At 68.9% G+C, this 20,553-nt stretch carries 19 protein-coding genes and 1 pseudogene; 8 read left to right on the forward strand and 12 right to left on the reverse strand.

The features are described 5' to 3' along the window. Positions 1-287: 287 nt before the first annotated feature. The gene (locus LX88_RS03250; protein ID WP_258946359.1) at positions 288-1,679 is read right to left on the reverse strand and encodes an MDR family MFS transporter; all 1,392 of its coding nucleotides are present in this window, start codon (positions 1,677-1,679) and stop codon (positions 288-290) included. 247 nt (positions 1,680-1,926) lie between these two features. Between LX88_RS03250 and LX88_RS03255 the strand changes: the two genes are divergently transcribed. Further along, positions 1,927-3,096: a serine hydrolase domain-containing protein gene (locus LX88_RS03255; RefSeq protein ID WP_258946360.1), complete on the forward strand. Its 1,170-nt coding sequence runs from the start codon at positions 1,927-1,929 to the stop codon at positions 3,094-3,096. Here the strand turns inward: LX88_RS03255 and LX88_RS03260 are convergent. After that, entirely contained in the window at positions 3,080-4,045 is a 966-nt protein-coding gene (locus LX88_RS03260) for an NAD(P)-dependent alcohol dehydrogenase (protein WP_258946361.1), read from the reverse strand. The two genes, LX88_RS03255 and LX88_RS03260, sit on opposite strands and share 17 nt — an antisense overlap. Before the next feature lie 159 nt (positions 4,046-4,204). On the opposite strand from LX88_RS03260, the gene LX88_RS03265 reads away from it, so the two are divergent. After that, complete coding sequence (locus LX88_RS03265; protein ID WP_258946362.1) at positions 4,205-4,900, forward strand: hypothetical protein; 696 nt, start codon at positions 4,205-4,207, stop codon at positions 4,898-4,900. On the opposite strand, the gene LX88_RS03270 is transcribed toward LX88_RS03265, so the two are convergent. Further along, positions 4,865-5,341 (reverse strand): DUF6328 family protein, encoded by a 477-nt coding sequence (locus LX88_RS03270; protein ID WP_258946363.1) that lies wholly within the window; start codon positions 5,339-5,341, stop codon positions 4,865-4,867. The two genes, LX88_RS03265 and LX88_RS03270, sit on opposite strands and share 36 nt — an antisense overlap. Before the next feature lie 57 nt (positions 5,342-5,398). Then, positions 5,399-6,079 carry a DUF4241 domain-containing protein gene (locus tag LX88_RS03275; RefSeq protein ID WP_258946364.1) on the reverse strand — a complete coding sequence of 227 codons (681 nt, stop codon included), beginning with the start codon at positions 6,077-6,079 and terminating at the stop codon, positions 5,399-5,401. 120 nt (positions 6,080-6,199) lie between these two features. Between LX88_RS03275 and LX88_RS43485 the strand changes: the two are divergent. Beyond that, positions 6,200-6,451 (forward strand): annotated as a pseudogene (locus tag LX88_RS43485) (macro domain-containing protein); the annotation flags it as partial. A gap of 111 nt (positions 6,452-6,562) precedes the next feature. Here LX88_RS43485 and LX88_RS43490 read toward each other — a convergent pair. Continuing rightward, on the reverse strand, positions 6,563-6,688 hold the full coding sequence (locus LX88_RS43490) for a hypothetical protein (protein WP_307790105.1): 126 nt from the start codon (positions 6,686-6,688) through the stop codon (positions 6,563-6,565). A gap of 81 nt (positions 6,689-6,769) precedes the next feature. Here LX88_RS43490 and dusB point away from each other — a divergent pair, with 81 nt between their 5' ends. The 5 genes from dusB to phoU all read left to right on the forward strand — a co-directional run bounded on the left by dusB (position 6,770) and on the right by phoU (position 13,452). Further along, positions 6,770-7,894 carry a tRNA dihydrouridine synthase DusB gene (gene dusB, locus LX88_RS03285; protein ID WP_258946365.1) on the forward strand — a complete coding sequence of 375 codons (1,125 nt, stop codon included), beginning with the start codon at positions 6,770-6,772 and terminating at the stop codon, positions 7,892-7,894. Continuing rightward, the gene (locus LX88_RS03290) at positions 7,887-8,339 is read left to right on the forward strand and encodes a hypothetical protein (RefSeq protein ID WP_258946366.1); all 453 of its coding nucleotides are present in this window, start codon (positions 7,887-7,889) and stop codon (positions 8,337-8,339) included. Before dusB ends, LX88_RS03290 begins: the two co-directional genes overlap by 8 nt. A gap of 141 nt (positions 8,340-8,480) precedes the next feature. Continuing rightward, positions 8,481-9,329, forward strand: coding sequence for a GGDEF domain-containing protein (locus tag LX88_RS03295; protein WP_258946367.1), 849 nt, complete (start codon positions 8,481-8,483; stop codon positions 9,327-9,329). Positions 9,330-9,636: 307 nt separating this feature from the next. Continuing rightward, positions 9,637-12,714: an LCP family protein gene (locus tag LX88_RS03300; protein ID WP_258946368.1), complete on the forward strand. Its 3,078-nt coding sequence runs from the start codon at positions 9,637-9,639 to the stop codon at positions 12,712-12,714. A 72-nt stretch (positions 12,715-12,786) separates the two neighbouring features. Then, positions 12,787-13,452: a phosphate signaling complex protein PhoU gene (gene phoU / locus LX88_RS03305; protein ID WP_090066067.1), complete on the forward strand. Its 666-nt coding sequence runs from the start codon at positions 12,787-12,789 to the stop codon at positions 13,450-13,452. 12 nt (positions 13,453-13,464) lie between these two features. Here the strand turns inward: phoU and LX88_RS03310 are convergent, their stop codons facing one another. The 7 genes from LX88_RS03310 to LX88_RS03340 form a co-directional block, all read right to left on the reverse strand. Continuing rightward, complete coding sequence (locus tag LX88_RS03310; protein ID WP_258946369.1) at positions 13,465-14,625, reverse strand: hypothetical protein; 1,161 nt, start codon at positions 14,623-14,625, stop codon at positions 13,465-13,467. A gap of 27 nt (positions 14,626-14,652) precedes the next feature. Next, complete coding sequence (gene pstB / locus LX88_RS03315) at positions 14,653-15,429, reverse strand: phosphate ABC transporter ATP-binding protein PstB (protein WP_090066069.1); 777 nt, start codon at positions 15,427-15,429, stop codon at positions 14,653-14,655. Between the two features lie 10 nt (positions 15,430-15,439). Beyond that, positions 15,440-16,354, reverse strand: coding sequence for a phosphate ABC transporter permease PstA (pstA, locus tag LX88_RS03320; protein WP_258946370.1), 915 nt, complete (start codon positions 16,352-16,354; stop codon positions 15,440-15,442). Beyond that, complete coding sequence (gene pstC, locus LX88_RS03325) at positions 16,351-17,415, reverse strand: phosphate ABC transporter permease subunit PstC (protein WP_090066071.1); 1,065 nt, start codon at positions 17,413-17,415, stop codon at positions 16,351-16,353. Before pstC ends, pstA begins: the two co-directional genes overlap by 4 nt. 35 nt (positions 17,416-17,450) lie before the next feature. Further along, positions 17,451-18,563, reverse strand: a complete 1,113-nt coding sequence (gene pstS, locus LX88_RS03330; protein WP_258946371.1) for a phosphate ABC transporter substrate-binding protein PstS — start codon at positions 18,561-18,563, stop codon at positions 17,451-17,453. Between the two features lie 197 nt (positions 18,564-18,760). After that, entirely contained in the window at positions 18,761-19,636 is an 876-nt protein-coding gene (mshD, locus tag LX88_RS03335; protein ID WP_258946372.1) for a mycothiol synthase, read from the reverse strand. A 10-nt stretch (positions 19,637-19,646) separates the two neighbouring features. After that, positions 19,647-20,408 (reverse strand): response regulator transcription factor, encoded by a 762-nt coding sequence (locus tag LX88_RS03340; RefSeq protein WP_258946373.1) that lies wholly within the window; start codon positions 20,406-20,408, stop codon positions 19,647-19,649. Positions 20,409-20,553: the final 145 nt, after the last annotated feature.

Here is a 20,553-nt window from a genome sequence, read left to right on the forward strand (position 1 = left end):
ACGTCGATAAACGTCGCAAAGCGACTGTCCACAGTGCTCAGATCAAGACCGCATCTGCGCAGGTAGCGAGCACTGTCGAGGAAGATCGGCGAACAACGCCAAGCGAAGGCTCTTACTCCTCGGGTTCAGGGTTCGAGTCCCTGGCGGCCCACCAAACCCCCAGGTCACAGGCCTGGGGGTTTCGCATTCAAAAGTGCAGTCCCGCTGCCCAGTCGCCTTGCCACCGAACGAAGTTCAGGGCTGGACTGAACGATTCCAACGTGCCAACGCCGTAGGAGCCACGCAAGTCAGTGGGCCACCACGTCACCGGACGTGGTGGTGCGGCTCGGCAGCAGGAACGCCACGACGATCGTCGCCGCGGCCAAGACCGTTGCGATCACGAACGCCAGCCTCATGCCGCTCAACTGCGCCGCTCCCGCAGCGGCTCCCGAGGCGACCAGGCTGGTGGCGCGGGCCGACATCACGGTGACGACCAGGGCGGTGCCCAGGGCTGCTGCCACCTGCTGGAGGGTGCCGAGGATCGAGCTGCCGTGCGGGTACATGTTCGGCGGGAGGGCGCCCATGCCCAGAGTGAAGATCGGGGTGAAGGTTGCTGCCAGGCTCACCATCAGGAGGGCGTGCAGGGCCAGGACCTGCCAGTACGGCATGGTCATCGAGATCTGGGTGAAGCCTGCCAGGGAGAGCACGATGCCGATGGAGCCCGGGATCACCAGGGGGCGGCTGCCGAGGCGGTCGTAGATGCGTCCCACCTTCGGGCCGAGGATGCCCATGGCGAGGCCGCCGGGCATGAGGAGCAGGCCCGTTTGCAACGGGGTCAGGCCTCGCAGGTTCTGCAGGTAGAGCGGCAGCAGGATCATCGAGCCCATCATCGCCAGGAACGCGATGCACATGAGGGCCAGTGACAGCGCGAAGGTGCGGTGGGTGAGGGTGCGGAGGTCCATCAGCGGGGCGCCGGTTCGCTGCAGCTTGAGCTGGCGGAGGACGAAGAACGCGATGAGGGCTGCGCCCGCGATGACGATGCCGATGCTCGGGCCCAGGTTGGACTTGCCTTCGCCGAAGAGGCTCAGGCCGTAGACCAGGCCGCCGAAGCCCAGGGTGGCCATGGCGGCCGAGGCCCAGTCGAGGGTGCTGACCTGGGGTTCGCCGATGTTGTCCAGGTGGCGGAGGCCGAAGTACGTCACGGCGCCGGCGATCGGCAGGACGGCTACGAAGAGCAGGCGCCAGGAGCCCAGTTGCAGGATCAGGCCGGAGATGGCCGGGCCCAGGGCCGGGGCCACCGAGATCGCCAGGGTCACGTTGCCCATGACTCGGCCTCGGTCCTGTTCCGGGACGACGGTCATCAGCGTGGTCATCAGCAGCGGCATCATCACGGCCGTGCCTGCGGCCTGCACGATTCGGCCGAGCAGCAGGATCGTGAACGTCGGCGCCACGGCGGAGAGGGCCGTGCCGGCCAGGAAGACGCCCATCGCGATCGCGTAGCCCTGGCGGGTGGTGACTCGCTGCAGGAACCAGCCGGTGACGGGGATCACTGCGGCCATGGTGAGCATGAACGCGGTGGAGACCCACTGGGCGGCCTGTTCGGTCACGTGCAGTGACTCCATCAGGCGCGGGATCGCGTTGATCATCAGCGTTTCGTTGAGGATCACGACGAACGTCGCCAGCACCAGCAGACGCACCACCAGCGGTGTTTTGCCCGCTTGGGCGGTAGGCCGGTCTTGTGTCGCAGCAGGCATGTCAGGCCCTCACTCGGTAGCTGGCATCAGGTTCTTCGTGACACCGGAGAAGACCTGCAGCGTCGGAGGAACTCATCGGTACGTCCGAGTCTCTCTCATCACCGCGTAGGTCTCATCCCGGTTTTCCGGTCCATCTACCTGTGCGTCGAACGGCCAGACCTCGAATCGACACGGTCGTCCGTAGTTTTTTCGCATGGGGTTGGGCGAGCTGATCGCGAAGTACGACGTGCCGGGCGCCCAGGTGGCCGTGCTCACGGGCGGGGAGATCCGGGACGAGGCCGCAGGTGTGTCCGGCAGCGGAGATCAGGTCACCAGCGACTCCGCGTTCCGGATCGGTTCGATCACCAAGATCTGGACGGCGACGCTCGTGCAGCGGCTGGTGGACGAAGGGCGGATGGACCTCGATCGCCCGATTTGCCGCTACCTGCCTGGGTTCACACCGGCACTCACGGCGCGTCATCTCCTCACGCACATGGGCGGGCTCGACAGCAACCACTTCTTCGGCATCGGGCACGGTGACGACGCGCTCGCGCGGTACGCCAGCGCACTCGCGGCGGCGGAGCACCCCATCCCGCCCGGCACGGTGTTTTCGTACTCCAACAGCGGGTTCGTGGTGCTCGGCAGGTTGGTGGAGGTGCTGAGCGGCAGGCCGTTCCACGACGTGCTGCGCGAACGCCTGGTGGAGCCCTTGAAACTGAAGACGGTCGTCACCGAGGTGGGTCACGGCACGGCGCCCGGCGCGTCGGACTTCGCGATGAGCGCTCGGGAACTGCTGCGGTTCGTGCGGCTGCACCTCGACGACCCGAAACTCGCAGTGCTGCGGGACACCCAGGTCGAGGCCGTGCCGGACTTCGGGAGCGGGGTCCTCGGATGGGGACTGGGGTGGATGCTCTACCGGGACGGCGTTGTCGGCCACACCGGGGTTGCGAAGGGGCACAAGGCTTTCCTGCGCGTGGTGCCGGACTTCGGAACCGCGGTGGCCGTGCTGGCCAACAGCGCGGACAGCGAACTGCTGGCGCGTGAAGTCTTCGCCGAAGTGCTGAAGAGCATCGAGACGCCACCGACGCCCGCAGCGGAGCCCGGACCGATCGCGGACTGGATGCGCGGCACCTATCGCAACCAGCTGTACGACATCACGCTCACCACCGAGGACAGCCGGGCTGTCCTCGTCTACCAGCCGCGCACCGGACTCGGCCGGGCGAAACGCGTCGAGGTCGTGCGGCACGGCGACAGCTCGGTCATCGCCGTGACTCCCACGAGCGATGGCTTCCAGGTTTTCTCGCTGGTCGGCGAGGACGGGAGCGGGCGGGCGCGGTTCCTGCACAACGGGTCGGCGGCCTACCGGATCACTCCGCCACGGTGACCACGACGTTGCCGCGCTTGTGACCCGCGTCGACGTAGCGGTGTGCGTCGGCTATCCGCGCCAGAGGATAGGTGCGGTCGACGATCACGCGCAGCGTTCCGTCGTCCAGCAAGGAGCTGATCACGGGCAAGGTCGCGCGTTTGTTGACGGACATGCCGACGATGACGTGCTTGCCGCCGCGCAACGCGGTCCACAGAGCCCAGAGGTTGTTCGCGAGACCGGTGGTCGGGAGGTATGTGCCACCGGCGCGCAGAGAACGTCGGGACGCGCGGAACGAGGACTTGGTCACCGTGTCGAAGACGACGTCGTAGCTGTCCACGTCGTCGGTGAAGTCGTGTGCGGTGTAGTCGATGACCTCGTCGGCGCCGAGCGACTTCACCAGCTCCACGTTCGACGGGCCGCAGACCGCGGTGACGGTGGCGCCCAGGTGTTTGGCCAGTTGGACGGCGTAGGTGCCGATGCTGCCGGACGCGCCGTTGATCAGGACCCGGTCACCAGGCCGGACCTTCGCCTTGTCGCGCAGGAAGAACATGGCCGTGGTGGCGCCGTCCACCGCGGCGGCGGCTTCTATGAAGGTCAGGCTCGAAGGCATCAGAGCGAGTGAGCCGGTGGCGGGGAGGCGGACGTAGTCGGCGTGGGCGCCCAACGCGAAACCGGTGAAGCCGAAGACCTCGTCGCCCACCTGGAAACCCGTCACCGCGGAACCCACCGAGTCCACCACGCCGGCCACCTCGAGGCCCAGGGTGCGCAGCGCCGCACGCGGTCGGCGCAGGCCGAGGATCACGCGGCCCCACAACGGTTCCCCTCGGCGCATGGCGCACTCGGCCGAGGTCACGGTCGTGGCGTGGACCTTGATCAGGACGTCGCCGGGACGCAGGGTGGGGAGTGGTCTCTCCACCACCTGGACGACGTCCGGCGGGCCGAAGCTCGTGTGCACGGCGGCTCTCATGTGCTGACGGTAGAGACCGCCGGACCCGTTGCGGGGAAACGGTTCCGGGAATCAGGGAGAAAGCAGGGTGCCACCTAGGGGTCTAGGACCACGGGCCGAGAGGCGAGTCGGACCGCGGGCCGATCAGAAGTCGTCGCGACGGTGACAGCGTCTACGGCCATGAGGTTTCCGAACGGGTGGGTTGGGGGCGCGGCGCTGATCGCCGGGCCGGTGCTGTTGCTGGCGGGCACGCTGTTGCGGTCGCCGTTCCACTTCTTCTTCCCCGAGCAGTTGCGGGCGGTGGCCGAGCATCCGGGGTTGGTGCAGGCCGCCTACACCGCATTTCTGGCGGGCAACGTCGTGATGTGGGCGGCGGTGGCGCACCTGGCCGACCGGATCGGGGCCCGGAGTCCCAGGTGGGCGGCCTGGGGCGGGGTGCTGGTGACGGTCGGGCTCTTCGAGCGGACGTTCCACGCCGGCGTCGACCAGGCGGCGTTCAGCGCCACCAGGCACCTGGGGGTCGAAGGAGCCACGGAACTGGTGGCGCGCGGGTACGGAGACCTGCACCTGTTCAGCTTCCTGTCCTTCACGATCATGTTCGGCTGGTTCGTGCTGGCGATCGGCACGTACCGCGGCGGCGTGCTCGGCAAGGTGCGGTCGGTGGCGCTGGCGGCCATGGGGTTGCTGCCGCTCGGCGTGCTCAAGGGCACCGAGGTGTTGTCCGTCGTCGGCACGGTCGGTCTGTGCGTCGCGTTGGTGCCGCTGGGCGTCCACGTGCTGAGAGAGCAGCCGCGGCCCACGAGGAAGAACGTGCTGATCGCGGTGCCGGTGGCGGTGGGACTAGGAGCGCTCGCCGTCCTGAGCACCATGGGCTGATGCGATCGGCAGTGCGAACCAGAGCCCGGCGAAGATGATGAACGCCAGCGCGCCGACCAGGATCGCCGGCCAGCCGCCCAGGATCACCTCGGCGAGCAGCAGGACGGTGCCGGTCATCGCCAGGGCCAGGAAGGCCAGGCCGGTCAGGGCGAACGTGTTGCCCGAGCGGACCACCTCCTCGCGGCGGCCCTGGCGGAACAGGACGCGGTGCCACGCGGCGGGGGCGGTCAGGAAGGCGACGGCCACGGCGGCGCACAGCACGGTGACCAGGTGGGTGACGCGGATGTAGCCGCTGGCGGACTCGTACTTCACGGTGAACGCGATCGAGAGCAGGAAGCCGAACAGGATCTGCACGCCCGCCTGGGCCACGCGGAGCTCTTGGAGGAGCTCGTTGAGGTTGCGGGCGAGTCTGTGCTGGTCCGACTCCTCTGCTTCGCTCACCGTCTCCGCATACCCGCCTCTGACCTCTTGAAACGCCAAAATGGCACGGCTGAGCCGTTAGACGCGGTTGATCACGAAGAAATCAGTGACGAACGCGACCGGGTCGCCTGCGGTGTTGCGGCCGACCCACGTGGGGTAGACGCCGTCGCCCCAGCCCGTGGAGAACGCCACGACGTTCAGCCCGGACCTGGCGTCGGTCACGTTGGCCGGGCCACGGCCGCCGCCCACCGCGCCGAGCGCGTCGATCAGGTCGCAGTTGCCCATCTCGTCGTCGCCGGCCAGCCGGTCCAGCGCAGAAGCCGCGGCGAGGTCGAAGAACGCGCCGGTGCTCGACTTCACGTCGTACCCGAACTCCGGCATCACCGGCAGCATGGGCACGTGCTCGCCCGCCGTCACGGCCGGACGCCACGAGTACGCGGGCTCGTCCTTCACCGTCACCCTGGCGGCCGCGACGCGGTAACCCTGCCGCTCGTCGGGAAGGCCGTCGCCGTCGATGTACGACACCAGCGAGACCGACACCGGGTAGCTGCCCGGCTCGACCACGTCGGTGAACGGCTCGGCGTCGTCCGGCCACACGACGAACGGGTCGGCCGCCACGAGCCTGCCCGTCGGCAAAGCCAGCTCACCCACCTGCCGCACGCTGATGACCTGCTGTTCTCCGCCGCCGGTCGACTTGCCCACCGGCCCGTCGACGAAGAACCGCTCGAACCCGGACCTGATCAGTTCAACCGCCCCCACAGGTACGCCACCTCCGACTGCATGTTGGCAGAAGCCCCTGACACCCGATCGGGGCACCGGGGTGTTCGCCGTCGGTGAAGACTCCGGTAGCGCAAGGAATCCGCTGACGTGCTGGTCAGCATGGGGACGATCGAAGTGGTGCTCGGCGACATCACCCGACAGCAAGTCGACATCATCGTCACGGCGGCGAACGAGTCGCTGCTCGGTGGCGGTGGAGTCGACGGGGCGATCCACCGCGCGGCCGGCCCTGGGCTCGCTGAGGCGGGGGCGAGGCTGGCGCCGTGCGAGCCGGGCAGGGCCGTCGCCACGCCCGCGTTCGGCCTCGCGCCGGTCAAGCACGTGATCCACACGGTGGGGCCGGTCTGGGAGGACGGCACGCAGGGCGAGGACGAGGTGCTCGCGCGTTGTTACGCCGAGTCCCTCCGGCCGGCCGGAGGGACTCGGGGCGGGCAGCATCGCGTTTCCCGCCATCGCGACCGGGATCTACGGCTTCCCCGCGGAACGGGCGGCGGCGATCGCGACGCGCACGGTTCGTTCGTTGCCGATCATCGACCTGATCCGCCTCGTGGCGTTCGACCAGGACACCTTCGACGTGCTCACCCGGAGCATGTGACCAACCTCGCATCGAGGACGCCATCGCCGTCACTCTCGGTGAAGATCGCGGCTGGTCAGTGCCGTAACCTGAGAGGCGTGTCCGTTCCCGCCACGCTGAAGATCGGCCCGTTCGCCGTCGACCCGCCCGTTGTGCTGGCCCCCATGGCCGGCATCACCAACGTGGCGTTCCGGCAGCTGTGCCGTCAGTACGGGGCCGGGCTCTACGTCTGCGAGATGATCACCGCGCGGGCCCTGGTCGAGCGCGACGCGATGACCATGCACATGATCACGTTCGACGAGGGTGAGAGCCCCCGGTCGATGCAGCTCTACGGCGTGGACCCGAAGAACGTCGGCGAGGCCACGAAGATGATCGTGGACGAGAACCTCGCCGACCACATGGACATGAACTTCGGCTGCCCGGTGCCCAAGGTGACGCGCAAGGGCGGTGGCGCCGCGCTGCCGTACAAGCGCGAGCTGTTCCGGCAGATCGTGCGGGCCGCGGTCCGCAACGCCGGGGACATGCCGGTCACCGTCAAGTTCCGCATCGGCATCGACGACGACCACCTGACGTACCTCGACGCCGGGCGCATCGCGCAGGACGAGGGCGCACAGGCCGTGGCACTGCACGCGCGCACGGCGTCGCAGCGGTACTCCGGCAAGGCGGACTGGTCGGCCATCGCACGGCTCAAAGAGGCCGTGACGAGCATTCCGGTGCTGGGCAACGGCGACATCTTCAGCGCCCAGGACGCGCTCGACATGGTCGCCGAGACCGGCTGCGACGGCGTGGTCGTCGGGCGCGGCTGCCTCGGCCGGCCGTGGCTCTTCCGCGATCTGCAGGCGGCGTTCCGCGGCGAACCGATCCCCGAGGGCCCGAACCTCGGTGAGGTCGCCGAGGTGCTGAGCCGCCACGCGCGGCTGCTCGCGGCCCACGACGGCGAGCACAAGGGACTGCGCGACCTGCGCAAGCACATGGCCTGGTACTGGCACGGCTTCCCGGTCGGCGGCGACACGCGCCGGGCGTTCGCGATGGTGTCGAGCCTGCAGGAGCTGGACGACCTCATCGGCACGCTCGACAAGGCGGTGCCGTTCCCCGAGAACGCCGAGGGTCCGCGCGGCAGGCAGGGGTCGTCGGCGAAGGTCGTGCTGCCCGAGGGGTGGCTGGACGACCCCGAGGACGCCACGGTGCCGTCCGGTGCGGACGTGATGCACTCCGGTGGCTGAACGCGTCGCGGTCCTCTTGGTCGCGCTCGCGCTGCTGGCGGGCTGCGGTGGCCCGGTCGCGGGCACGGCACGGCCCGTGCGGCTCAGCGACGACGGCCGCGCGAAGTTCAAGGAGTACTACGCCCGCGTCAACAAGGCGGGTGAGGAGGGCGCGTCCCAGCAGTCGAAGCTGCTGAAGGACACGCAGCACCCGGACTTCCGGCAGAAGACGTGCGACCTGCGCGGCGCGACGATCAAGGTCGAGCCGACGTGGGGCACGCTTCGCATGGACGCGGACTGGGCACCCCCTGGTGAGAAGGCCCATCCCCGGGGTGACGTCTACGTCGTCGCGGTGACCATCACGCTGCGCAAGGAGGACCAGGCGATCGGCAGCCAGATCGGGTCCATGCACGTGGTGCTACTGGACGACGAGGTGTACGGGTTCGCGCCCTGCCTCGGTGGCTGAACGGGTTGTCGATCTTCCAAGCTCACTGGATCGGAGCAGCTGACGGTCAACCGGACGGGGGAAATCCCACCCCCACACGTCCTTCTAGCTCAAGCGCCGCCCCTTGGGGGACGACACCTGGCAGGTAAGGAGGTGACCGCGATGACCGCACTGCGACCCGAGACCGCAGAGACCCAGCAGGCCGACGCCCCAGTCGACAAGCAGGGTCCTGATCTGGTGGCGCTGCACGAGTCCATCGCGACGTTGCTCGCCTCCCGCGGCCAGTGGCGCCAGGCCTACCAGCACCTGCGTTCCGCGCTCGACCTCGTCCACGCCGACCAGGTCGAGGAGCCGCACGTCCCGGAGCAGCTGCGCCGCGAGGTCGAGCTGCTGCGCCGGGAGCACGCCGAGGCCCGCGAGCAGAGCCTGCGCGACAGCCTCACCGACTCCTACAACCGCCGTTACCTCGACCAACGGCTGATGGACATGCTGACCGAGCACGGAGCGTGCCGGCACGGGCTCGCCATCGCGTTGATCGACCTGGACTGGTTCAAGCAGGTCAACGACACGTTCGGCCACCTCCTGGGCGACCGGGTGCTGCAACGCGTGGTCGAACTGCTGCAGCAGGGCCTGCCGGAAGGGGCCTTCTGCGCCCGCTACGGCGGTGAGGAATTCGTGCTCGTGCTGCCCCGTGTGGACGCCACCGCCGCCGTGGAGATCGCCGAGGCGGCCCGCGAACGTGTCGAGCGTCACCCGTGGCAGGACGTCGCTCCGGGGCTGCGCGTGACCGTCAGCGCGGGCCTCGCCTACGAACCGGCCGCGGACGAGGCGCCGGAACGGCCGGCGGTCAGCGCCGAGCAGCAACTGCTGCGCGCCGACAGCCTCCTGTACACGGCCAAGCAGTCCGGACGCAACGCGGTGGCGTACCGTGCCGACGGACGGGTTCGCCTCGCGGGTGCTGCCTCAGGCAGGCGTGCGATCGCTGAAACACGTGTTCTCGGTTACTACTGAGTGAGCTGGCTCACCCGTTCAGGGCAAGCGCCCTACTCGTTATCGCGTAGAGATCGCAGCTATATCACCCGGAGTGGTCGTCAGAAGTCGCCTACATCCGTAGTATCGCGGGCGCAACTGACACGATCGACACGCCGATGATGCAACCCTTGTGTCCCGGTCGTCGTCACTTCGTAATGACGAACCGCTTTTGCTTCTGACCCAGAAGGGAGATTGGGTGCCCGACGACCCCCGACGTGGCGGCCCCTCTTCCCGTGGTGATCAGGATCCCCAGCACGACCAGCCGACCGGCCGTAGACGTCGCTCGATGGAAGGCTCTGGGGGCCTGAGCGTCTCGGACCTCATCGAGCAGCACAGCAGGACGAACATCCCCCGGCCCGTCCCGCCAGGCTCGCCCGACGAACCCACGCCAGGCAGGCGCGCCCTGCCCGAACCACCCGCGGCCACGGGCAGGCGTGCACTGCCTGATCCCCCGGCCCACCAGCAGCAGCCTCCTGCGGCACCGCGGCAGCAGCCGCCCGCAGCTCACCGGCCTGGTGAGCAGACGGGTACGCGCCCACGGCCGGAGCAGGCAGCGCCGCAGAACTTCACCGGCGACCCGAACGCCCGGCGGCGCAGGCCCGACGCCCCCGCCGAGCCGAACGGTGCCCAGCAGACCGGCCCGCGTCCCGTGCCCGGTGAGCAGACCGGACCACGGCAGAGGCCTGCCCAGAACCCGGTCCAGGGTCCAGCCCAGACAGGGCAGCGACCGAGGCCCGACGCGACGGGCATGCAGCGCCGCCCGGTGCCCGGTGAGCAGCCAGGCGGTCCCGCCCGACGCCCGGCACCAGGCGAAATGCCTCCGGCACGGCGGCTCGCCCCCGGCGACGCCCCGTCGTCCAACGGCATCCCGCGCCCACCGGCTCCCGACGTCACCTCCAACGGCATGCCCAGGCCGCCGGCTCCCGGCGACCCGCGGCGGATGCCTCCCGGCGACGCGCCCTCCTCGAATGGCATCCCGCGGCGTCCCGCGCCCGGTGGTGCGCCTGAGGCAGGTCTGGCCGGCGGAGCTGTCCGCCGACCGGCACCCGACGCGGGCGGGGCACCGCCGCGCAGGCTCCTGCCGGGCGACGCACCGTCGTCCAACGGCATCCCGCGCCCGCCGGCTCCCGGTGAGGTGTCGCAGCCAGGCCCGAAGCGGCCGGTTCCGGGCGAGGTCTCCCAGCCGAACGGCATCAAGCGCCCGGCATCCGGCGAGATCCCGCAGCCAGGTGCCCTCCAGCGTCCCCCCGCACCGGGAGGGTCGCCGGACGGCCCCGCACCTCGCCGCCTCCTGCCGGGCGACGCACCGTCGTCCAACGGCATCCCGCGTCCTCCCGTCCCCGGTGAGGGTCCGGACAACACCGGCCGCCGCCCCATGCCCCCGAACGGGAACATGACGGGCAGGCAGCCGATGCCGTCACGCGCGGAGTCGAGCGGTCCCCGGCCGATGCCCCCGCGGGCGGAGTCGAGTGGTCCGCGGCCGGTTCCCGGCAGCCTCGCCAACCGGCTCGGCGAGCCCGTGGGCGAGCCCAAGGCCGACGCGCCCGGTCCGGAAGCCACGCAGATCGCCCCCGCGGCGGGTGTGGCCAAGGTCGAGAAGCGCGAAGAGATGGACCCGTTGTGCCTCACCACCGAGATGGAGGCCATCGGTGACGACGTGAAGAAGCGTCGCGAGGTCGACCACACCCTCGCGCGGTTCTCCGCGGTGCACGACGAACTGCTCGAGCAGGAGCGCCAGCGCAAGGAGCGGCGCGCCAAGCTCATGCCGTGGGTCAAGGACGGCGAAGAGGGCGACCTCGTCGACGAGGCGACCCAGTTCGCCGAACCCGTCGTCCCCGACGACGAAAACGGCGAGAAGCGTCCCACCGGCCGCACGCCGAAGCAGCGCAAGCTGATGCGCACCGCCAGGGTCGGGGCGATCGCCGCCGCGGCCGTGGTGTTCGCGTCGACGGGCATCGGCTGGGCCGCGATGCAGTGGGCCGACTCCAAGCTCCCGAAGATCGATGCGCTGGGCGGCAACTCGGAGGCCGTGCAACAGGCGGAGAAGCAGCTCGGTGACGAGAACTTCCTGCTGGTCGGCTCGGACACCAGGGCGGGCGCCAAGCCGGGCGACAACGTCGGCACGCAGGCGCAGGAGGGTGGCGCGCGATCGGACGTGATCATGCTCGCGCACATCCCCAAGGACCGTAAGCGCATGGTCGTCGTGTCGTTGCCGCGCGACGTGCGGGTCGACCGTCCCGCGTGCCGCAGTTACAACCCGGACAACGGGCAGTACGCGGGCCCGCTGACACCGGAGAAGGGCGTCCTCGCGAACTCCGTCTACAACGACGGCGGACCCGAGTGCGTCGCGAACCTGATGACCCAGCTGACCGGTCTGAAGATCAACCACTTCCTCAGCATCGACTTCATCGGCTTCCGTGAGATGTCGAGCGCGATCGGCGGTGTGCAGATCTGCACACCCACGAAGATCGTCGACGAGAAGCTCGGCGTCATCATCGACAAGCCGGGCAAGCACACCCTGCAGGGCGACCAGGCATTGCAGTACGTGCGCGCCCGCACGGTCGCCGGCGACGGCGGCACGGACTTCGACCGCATCAAGCGACAGCAGCAGTTCCTCTCGTCGATGCTGCGCGGCGCGTTGTCGAACGAGGTGCTGCTGAGCCCGAGCAAGCTCAACAACTTCATCAACGCGCTCACGAAGTCCACGGTCGGCGACAACATCGACGTCGCCTCGCTGCTGGAACTCGCGAACTCCTTGCGGAGCCTCGACGCCGGCCGCGTGTCGTTCGTGACGATGCCGCACTGGACCGACGACAACAAGCTGATCAACAACCCGGACGACAACATCGAGCGGCTCAAGGACGACGACGTCAAGGCGCTGTTCCAGACGATCATCGATGGAACGCCGTTGCCGCAGGAGAAGGTGACCGACCCCAAGGCCGGCGACACCAACGCTCCCGTGCAGCAGCCCGGCACCCTGGTGGACCCCAAAGAGGTCAGCATCCAGGTGCTCAACGGTGACTCGTCGAACGACGGTGCTGTCGGCAGGACGGCGAACGCGTTGGTGCAGCAGGGTTTCAAGGTCGTCAAGCGGGACAACGCGCCGGAGCAGGCACCGAAGACGATCATCAAGTTCGCCAAGGGCAACGAGAACAAGGCCGCGACGCTCAAGGCCGCGGTGCCCGGCGCGGAGCTGGTCGAGTCGCCCGAGATGGGTGGAGCGGTCCAGTTGGTGATCGGCAAGGGCTTCGACGGCAAGGTCCAGGCACCGAAGCCGGGCTCTCCGCAGGGACAACCGCAAGGTGAGCCCGGCCCCGACCTGTCCATTGTGAACGCGGCACAGGACCCCTGCGCGGCGAAGTGATTCGCCTGGGGTTCACCTCCGGTTCATCCTGGCATGTCGCTGCCGCGATGGTCGGGACGTAGGCTGAGCGCCATGCGCGAGGCCTACCACGACCAGCTCGAACAGCTCGCCGACCAACTGGCCGACATGACCGGCATGGTCGCCGAGGCGATGCAGAACGCGACCGCAGCCCTGCTGCAGGCCGATCTCGGCCTGGCGGAGCAGGTCATCAGCGGCGACCAGAAGGTCGACGACGTCCGCTCCAGCATCGAGGAGCAGTCGTACGCGCTGCTCGCTCTGCAGGCACCGGTCGCGACCGACCTGCGTACCGTTCTCGCGGTGATCCACGCCGCCGAGAGCGTCGAGCGCATGGGCGACCTGGCGCTGCACGTGGCCAAGGCCGCGCGCCGCCGGCACCCGGCGTCGGCGCTGCCGGAGGACGTGCAGCCGTACTTCACCGAGATGGGCCGGATCGCGGTCAAGCTCGCGAACGAGGCGGCGTCGATCATCCGCAACAAGGACGTCGACCGTGCGCGCAGCCTCGAGGACGAGGACGACGCGATGGACGACATCCACCGCCACCTGTTCTCCGTGATCATGGACAAGGAGTGGCAGCACGGCGTTCCCGCCGCGGTCGACGTGACGCTGCTCGGCCGCTTCTACGAGCGCTTCGGCGACCACGCGGTGTCGGTCGCCAAGCGCACGGTCTTCGTCGTCACCGGCCGGATGCCCGGCTACGGTGGCGACGACAACCTCTAGATCCTTCGGAAATCAGCGAAACTGCCCATCGCGCTCTGCCACCAGCTCCGGATCGGCGTAGGCCTCGGAGAACTCGGCGAGCACGGTGGGCAGTTCTTCGTCCCACACCGCCCGCGCCTCGTCGCGCGGCAGGTCCCGTGCGTCCACGGTGAAGTACGCCCACGCGCGCACGATCTCGGGCAGCAGCGCCAGGTCCGCGTCGGACACGTGCAGCTTGGCGGCCACGTTGAGGATGAGCACGGCGGTCAGCGACGCCGGACCGTAGACGACGGGATCCCGGTTCTGTTCCACCGCTGCGGAAACGACGATCCGCGCGAACGCCCGGGCGGCCTCGACGTCGGCGATCCCGTGCTCCGAGGCCAGGAACGCCTCGACGACCTCGTCCGTCCTTTCCGGACTGACGGCGGGGATCTCGTACTCCTTGGGCACCAACGCACTCACGCGGGCGTCGGCGAGGGCGATGAGCTGCACGGGGTGCCGCACGTCCTCCTCGCCCATCAGGCCCTCCTCGGCCTCCTCGTCCGGGCCGTCCTCCCAGAACTGCTCGATGTCCGGCCACACCAGGTCGTAGACGGCGGTGGCGCTCAAGGGGGTGATCTCGTCGCGGAACGCCTCGGGCGTGGAGGCGATCATGTCCTCCAGCAACGCGACGGTGCCCTCGTCCGGCGTCGAGAACAGCTCGATCGCGGTGGCGCCGAGCACCGGCTGACGCATGAACAGCACGGTCTCGCCGACGCCGGCGCGTTCCTGGGTGATCGCGATGACCTCGACGTCGCCCAGCAGGTTCGTGACGAGGAAGGCGTCGCGGAAGTCGGGCACGGTGCCGGCGACGTACCAGTTCGGCTCGGCGATGCCGCGTGCCGCAACGGTTTCCGCGGCGGCGAACGAGGCGGCCCTGTTCTCCTCGGAGCCCACACCGGCCAGCGCGCGCAACGCGGTGAGCGCCGCGGGGTCGTCCATCGCCTGCAGCGCCTCGATCAACGGCGCGGTGCCGGACCCGGCGAGCCAGAGCGTGGCGTAGAGCTCGCTCGCCCAGGCGTCCGCGAGCAACCAGGACTCGGAACGCACCGCGGCCGCCGACTCGAGCAGCGCCCCGTACGGGGACTGCTGCTCGGGCCTGCGGCCGGGCGCCTTGCCTTGCTTCTTCTTGCGGCTCTTGCTCTGCGGGCTCACGCCAGCAAGATAGTGCAACCCGCGAATTTAGCCGAACCGGCCGGAGATGTAGTCCTCGGTCGCCTTCTGGCTGGGGTTGGAGAAGATCTTCTCCGTGTCGTCCACCTCGATCAGCTGTCCGGGCTGACCGACACCCAGCAGGTTGAAGAACGCGGTCTGGTCGGACACGCGCGCCGCCTGCTGCATGTTGTGAGTCACGATGACGATCGTGTACTCCTTCTTCAGCTCCGTGATCAGGTCCTCGATCGCCAGCGTGGAGATCGGGTCCAGGGCCGAGCAGGGCTCGTCCATGAGCAGCACGTCGGGCTGCACCGCGATGGCACGCGCGATGCACAGACGCTGCTGCTGACCACCGGAGAGGCCGCCGCCCGGCTTGTCGAGCCGGTCCTTGACCTCGTTCCAGAGGTTGGCGCCGCGCAGCGAGCGCTCCGCCACCTCGTCGAGCTTCTTCTTGTCCTTCAGACCCGCGAGGCGCAGCCCGGCCACCACGTTGTCGCGGATGGACATCGTGGGGAACGGGTTCGGGCGCTGGAACACCATGCCGATGGTGCGGCGCACCTCGACCGGGTCCACAGTGGACGTGTAGATGTCCTCGCCGTCGAGCAGCACCTTGCCCTCGACGCGGGCGCCGGGGGCGACCTCGTGCATGCGGTTGAGCGACCGCAGCACGGTCGACTTGCCGCAGCCGGAGGGGCCGATGAACGCGGTGACGTTCTTCGGCGGCACCGCGAGCGAGACGTTCTCCACGGCGTGGAACTTGCCGTAGAAGAGGTTCAGGTCCTTGATGTCGAGTCGCTTGGCCATGTCCGCCCGCTCACTTCGTCTTCGGCGCCAGCGCCCGCGAGATCACGGTCGCCAGGAGGTTGAACAGGGTGATCAGCACGACGAGCGTGATCGCCGCGCCCCAGATGCGGTCGAAGCCCGCCGCCGTCGGGTTGTTGCGCTCGTTCACCATCATCAACGGCAGCGACGCCATGGGGCCGTCGAACAGGTTGTAGTTGATGAACGGGGCGTACGCCGCCAGCACCAGCACCGGTGCGGTCTCACCCATGACGCGGGCGAGCGCCAGCATGATGCCGGTCAGGATGCCGGACAGCGCCGTCGGGATGACGATCTTGACGATCGTCTTCCACTTCGGGATGCCCAGTGCGTACGAGGCCTCGCGCAGCTCGTCCGGGACGATCTTGAGCATCTCCTCGGTCGTGCGCACGATGACCGGCACCATCAGCAGCACCAGCGCGAGCGACACGGCCAGGGCGCTGCGGCCGAGACCGAACGTCGTGATCCACACGGTGTAGACGAACAGCGCCGCGACGATCGACGGGACACCGGTGAGGATGTCGACCATGAACGTCGTGGCCTTCGACAGCCGCGAGCGGCCGCCGTACTCGACGAGGTAGATGGCGATCATGATGCCGATCGGCACGGAGATCACGGCGCAGACGAGGCCTTGGACCAGCGTGCCGTAGATCGCGTGGTACGCGCCGCCACCCTGCTGCCGGGCCAGGAGGCCCGACATCGACTTCTGCCACCAGTCACCGTCGAGGATGACCGGGAAGCCGCGCTGGACCACCGTGTAGAGCACCCACACCAGTGGGATGATCGCGACCAGGAACGCACCCCACACGAGTGCGGTGGCGATGCCGTTCTTGATCCGGCGGTTGACGCTGACCGACTGGAACGTCGGCGGCGTCGCGAGGCGCTGAGGATCCGCGAGATTCGTGCTCACTCGTACTCCTTGTGGCCGGCGACGATCGAGCGCGCGATGGCGTTCACGACGAAGGTCAGCACGAACAGCACCAGACCGGCGGCGATGTAGGCACCGGCCGAGCGCGCGTCGTTGAACTCGGGCGCGGCCAGCGCGATCTTCGAGGCGAACGTCGAACCACCGTCGAACAGCGACCAGCCGAACGAGCTGGTGGCGGTGCTCAAGATGATCGCGACGGCGATGGTCTCACCGAGTGCTCGGCCGAGGCCGAGCATGGACGCGCTGACGTAACCGGCCTTGCCGAACGGCAGGACCGTCGTGCGGACGACCTCCCACTTGGTCGCGCCGAGCGCGATGGCGCCCTCGACGTGCATCGTGGGCGTGCGCTCGAAGACCTCGCGGCTGACGGCCGTGATGATCGGCAGGATCATCACCGCGACGACGATGCCGGCGGTGAAGATGGTGCCGCCGAGCTGCACGTTGACGTTGCCCTTGGCGAAGATCGGGATCCAGCCCAGGTTCGCGATCAGCCACTCGGAGAACGGGAACAGCACGGGGCCGAGCACGAACAGGCCCCAGAGGCCGAAGACGATCGACGGCACGGCCGCAAGCAGGTCGATGACGTAGGCGAACGGCCGGGCGAGCCTGCGCGGCGCGTACTGCGTGAGGAACAGCGCGATGCCCAGCGCGATCGGCATGGCGATCAGCAGGGCGACCAGCGCGACCACGACCGTGACGAGTGTCAGGTCGAGGATGCCGAACCGCAGGTTCGTGGGATCGGTGGTGTTCCACTCGCGGCTGGTCAGGAAGTTGACGTTGTCCAGCCCGAGCGACGGGATGGCCTGCAGGATGAGGAACAGGCCGATCGCGCCGATGAGGACGACGATGAAGACACCGGACCCCGTCGCCAGGCCGCGGAAGATGCGGTCACCAGGCCGGACGTGAGGTGCCTTGGTCGTAACTGGAGCTTCCGGTGTCGGGGGAATCGGAGCCTCCGAGGCGGTGGGAGCAGCCGCGACGCCCCGCTCGGCCCCGGTGTCACCGGAGCCGGCGGGGCGCTTGGCCACGACGGGATCATTCATCGCGTCTGTGTGTCAGCCGAAGTTTCGCATCAACCTCAGGCGATCGCCTTCACGGCGGTCAGGAGCTTGTCCTGGAACGCCTTGGGCAGCGGCACGTAGCCGGCGTCGGCGAGCTGCGCCTGACCGGTGGTGGCCGCAGCCGTGAGGAACGCCTTGACGGCCTTGGCGGTGTCGGCGTCGTAACCCTTCGAGCACACGATCTCGTAGGTCGCGAGCAGCAGCGGGTACGAACCGGCGGTCTTGGAGCCGTAGATCGAGTCGAGGTCGAGGACCAGGTTGTTGCCCTCGCCCTTGATCTTCGCGCCGTCGATGGCCTTGCCGGCCGACTCGGCGGTCAGCTCGACGGGACCGGCACCCGAGTCGATCTTGGCGATCGAGAGCTTGTTGTCCTGGGCGAAGGACCACTCGACGTAGGTGATCGCACCGTCGATGGAGCCGACGGCCTGGCCGACACCGGCGGACTTCTCCTTGCCCTCGCCGACACCACCCTTGAACTGCTTGCCCTCACCCTTGGTCCAGCCGCCGGCGACCTTCAGGTACTTCTGGAAGTTGTCGGTCGTGCCCGACTCGTCCGAGCGGTAGATGACCGAGATGTCCTTGTCCGGCAGGGTCGCGGAGCCGTTCAGCGCCTTGATGGCCGGGTCGTTCCACTTCTTGACCGCACCGGAGAAGATCGCGGTGATGGTCTTGGGGTCCAGCACGAGGCTGTCCACACCGGAGACCTTGTAGCCGACGGCGACGGGGCCGAAGACCAGCGGCAGGTTCCAGGCCGGGTTCTCCTTGCAGCGCTTGGCCGCGTCCATGGTCTCGGCGCCTTCCTTGAGCGCGGAGTCCGAACCACCGAAGTCGACCTGGCCGGCGTTGAAGTTCTTCACGCCCGCGCCGGAGCCCGAGGGGTTGTACGCGAGGTCCACACCGGGGCAGGCGGCCTGGTAGGCCTGCACGAACGCGTCGACCGCGTTCTTCTGCGCGGAGGAGCCCTCAGCGTTGAGCTTGGTCTTGCCACCGCACTCGACCGGGACGGAGGCAGCGTTCGACGAAGTGTTCGTGCCACCCGTCGGCGCGTTGTTGTCACTGCCACACGCACCGAGCAGCAGCGCGCTGGCCGCGACGAGGCCGAGAACGGCACCGTGCCGCTGGATCTTCACCTGGGTCCTCCACCTTGCGGAAGCATTTAGCGGTTCGCGACGAACCCGCCGCTTGATACGGAAGGTAGGTAGCCAGAATGGACAGACCGCCTAGTCAGGGTGAACGGGAGGTGAACACCGAACGGGAAGTGACGGGTCACACGGCCAAAAGAGTGACGGCGTGACCAGCGCGTATGCGTTTTGTGACGGTACGTTGACTACCGGGCGTACTGGACGTCGGCGTCCCAAAGGGTGAAGCCGAGCTTCGTGTACACGCGGACCGCCGCCGTGTTGTCCGACTCGACGTAGAGCATGACTTCCTTGACGCGCTGTTCGCGCAGGTGACGCAGGCCCGCGAGGGTGAGCGCCTTGCCGAGGCCACCGCCCTGGCGGTCCGGGTCGACGCCCACGACGTAGACCTCGCCCAGTTCGGGCGTGTGCACCTTCGTCCAGTGGAAGCCCGCCAGCCGGCCCTCGGCGTCGAACGCGAGCAGGAAGCCCTCCGGGTCGAACCAGGGTTCCTCTTCTTTGGCGCGAACGTCCTCGATGGACATCGCGCCCTGCTCCGGGTGCCAGTCGAACGCGCGGTGGTTCACGTAGACGACCGCGGCCTCGTCCCTGCCCGGGACGAACGACCGGATCGTGATGCCCTCGGGGAGCTTGGGCTCCGGCAGGTCGTTCTCGACGCGCAGCCGCATCCGCAGCAGCTCGCGCACCTTGCGGAAGCCGAGCTTCGCCGCGAGCTTCTCGGCATCCGGGTGGCCGCCGTGCGCCCAGATCCGCAGCGACTCCTGCGGGAGCGCCTTCACCAGCGCCTCGCCCACGCCCTGATGGCGGTGCTTCGGGTGCACGGCGAACTCGGCGACCTTGTTGCCACCCGAGTCACCGATCAGGTCGACGTGCGCGTACCCGGCGAGCTCGCCGTCCAGGTGCGCGAGGAGGTGCCTGCTGCCTGTCGCGCCGGGGCGCATCCGCAGTCGCACGGCCTCGCCGACCGGGGCGACGCCATCGGTGCCCTTCGCCGCCTCCAGCAGACCCGTCACCTCGGCGGCCTGGTCGGCCGTCAGCTCCTCGAACCAGCTCAGTTGCGCCACACAGGCGAACCTACCGCGCGATCAAACGCTCATCCAGGACGCGGGCGGAGTCGTCGATCTCCACGTCGGCCATCTCGGCCGGGCGGCGCGGCGATCCGGGACGCGGCGGGCGGACGAACTTGTAGCCCACGTTGCGGACCGTGCCGATGAGAGCCTCGTGCTCGGGGCCGAGCTTGGCGCGCAACCGTCGCACGTGGACGTCGACCGTGCGGGTGCCGCCGAAGAAGTCGTAGCCCCAGACCTCCTGCAGCAGCTGAGCGCGGGTGAAGACCCGGCCTGCGTGCTGCGCGAGGTACTTGAGCAGCTCGAACTCCTTGTAGGTGAGGTCGAGCGGGCGGCCCTTGAGGCGCGCGGTGTAGGTGGCCTCGTCGATCACGAGGTCGCCCAGCTGGATCGCGCCGTCGCCACCGGGCGCGGTGGTGCCGCGGCGGGAGCGGACCAGGCGCAGGCGGGCGTCGACCTCGGCGGGGCCGGAGTTCGGCAGCAGGATCTCGTCGACGGACCAGTCCGAGTTGACCGCGACCAGACCGCCCTCGGTGACGACGGCCACCACGGGCACGTCCACACCGGACGAGTCCAGCAGACGGCACAGCGAACGCGCGCCGACCAGGTCGGTGCGGGCGTCGATCAGCACGATGTCGTGAGGACCGGCCTCGAGGAGCGCGGAGACCTCGGGGCGCAAGGGGCGCACGGCGTGGGGAAGCAGAGCCAGTGCGGGAAGTACCGCCTCCGGGTCCGGGTCTGTCGTCAGCAGAAGCACGTCGATGCTCATCGCGGCGCCCTCCAAATCGGCCGTGGACGGTCACCATGACCAGACCAGCGGCGTACGGTGACCGGGCCCCGTTGCCTGCGGATGACGGAGACAATACCGGTGCACCCCGAGAAAGTCCCAGGTCAAGAAGCCGTGCTCACACTTG

This window comes from Lentzea californiensis (genome assembly GCF_024648825.1).
GTDB lineage: Bacteria > Actinomycetota > Actinomycetes > Mycobacteriales > Pseudonocardiaceae > Lentzea > Lentzea californiensis.

Excerpts from the sequence above, each read along its gene's own strand:
- LX88_RS03255 (WP_258946360.1), top strand. The coding sequence starts at position 1,927 with ATGGGGTTGGGCGAGCTGATCGCGAAGTACGACGTGCCGGGCGCCCAG.
- LX88_RS03260 (WP_258946361.1), bottom strand. The coding sequence starts at position 4,045 with ATGAGAGCCGCCGTGCACACGAGCTTCGGCCCGCCGGACGTCGTCCAG.
- LX88_RS03265 (WP_258946362.1), top strand. The coding sequence starts at position 4,205 with ATGAGGTTTCCGAACGGGTGGGTTGGGGGCGCGGCGCTGATCGCCGGG.
- LX88_RS43490 (WP_307790105.1), bottom strand. The coding sequence starts at position 6,688 with ATGCTCCGGGTGAGCACGTCGAAGGTGTCCTGGTCGAACGCCACGAGG.
- LX88_RS03295 (WP_258946367.1), top strand. The coding sequence starts at position 8,481 with ATGACCGCACTGCGACCCGAGACCGCAGAGACCCAGCAGGCCGACGCC.
- LX88_RS03300 (WP_258946368.1), top strand. The coding sequence starts at position 9,637 with ATGGAAGGCTCTGGGGGCCTGAGCGTCTCGGACCTCATCGAGCAGCAC.
- phoU (WP_090066067.1), top strand. The coding sequence starts at position 12,787 with ATGCGCGAGGCCTACCACGACCAGCTCGAACAGCTCGCCGACCAACTG.
- pstB (WP_090066069.1), bottom strand. The coding sequence starts at position 15,429 with ATGGCCAAGCGACTCGACATCAAGGACCTGAACCTCTTCTACGGCAAG.
- pstC (WP_090066071.1), bottom strand. The coding sequence starts at position 17,415 with ATGAATGATCCCGTCGTGGCCAAGCGCCCCGCCGGCTCCGGTGACACC.
- LX88_RS03340 (WP_258946373.1), bottom strand. The coding sequence starts at position 20,408 with ATGAGCATCGACGTGCTTCTGCTGACGACAGACCCGGACCCGGAGGCG.